General features: G+C 71.1%; 1 protein-coding gene. It reads right to left on the reverse strand.

Going from position 1 to position 872, the window contains the following annotated elements:
* On the reverse strand, window positions 1-796 hold a 796-nt coding region (locus tag P7D22_RS23255), incomplete at its 3' end, for a pseudouridine synthase (RefSeq protein WP_319936611.1).
* Window positions 797-872 lie beyond the last annotated feature (76 nt).

Below are 872 nucleotides of genomic sequence, written 5' to 3' on the forward strand. Positions count from 1 at the left end.
CGGCCGCCAGCGCGTCACTGAGCTGGTCCTTCAGCACGCGGGTGCGCACCTCCTCGACGGCCCCCTCAGCGAGCTCGCCGAGCTGGAACGGCCCGAAGCTCAGCCGGATCAGCCGGTTGACGACGACGCCGAGGTGTTCGAGGACGCGCTTGATTTCGCGGTTCTTGCCTTCCCGCAGCCCCATGGTGAGCCATTGGTTGGCGCCCTGAGTGCGGTCGAGCGCCGCCTCGATGCCGGCATAATCGACGCCGTCGATGGTGATGCCGTCCTTCAGCGCGTCGAGCTGTTCCTGCCGCAGAAAGCCGTTGGCCCGCACCCGGTAGCGCCGCAGCCAGCCGGTCGCGGGCAGCTCCAGCGCACGGGCGAGGCCGCCGTCGTTGGTGAGAAGCAGCAGGCCCTCGGTGTTGATGTCAAGCCGGCCGATCGACACCACGCGGGGCAGGTGGTCCGGCAGGGCGTCGAACACCGTCGGCCGCCCTTCGGGGTCGCGTGCAGTGGTCACCAGGCCCCGCGGCTTGTGGTACATGAAGAGGCGCGTGCGCTCGCGCCCCGACACGGGCCGGCCGTCCACCGTGATGGCGTCGTCCGGGCCGACGTTGAGGGCGGGGCTAGACAACACCTTGCCGTTGACGGCGACACGGCCTTCCGCGATCCAGGCCTCGGCGTCGCGACGCGAGCACAGGCCGGCGCGCGCCATCACCTTGGCGATGCGGTCACCCGCCTCGACGGCCTCGGGTTCGGCTGCGGCGGGCTTGCGGCGCTTGGCCGGGGGCGTGTCGGTGGGGGTATCGCTCATGCGGCCGTGCTACGGTGAGGCCGGCCCGCGCCCGGCGCGACGACTGTCTCTTATACACATCTGACGCTGCCGACGA

This window comes from Lichenihabitans sp. Uapishka_5 (genome assembly GCF_033947565.1).
In the GTDB taxonomy this organism is placed as follows: Bacteria; Pseudomonadota; Alphaproteobacteria; order Rhizobiales; family Beijerinckiaceae; genus Lichenihabitans.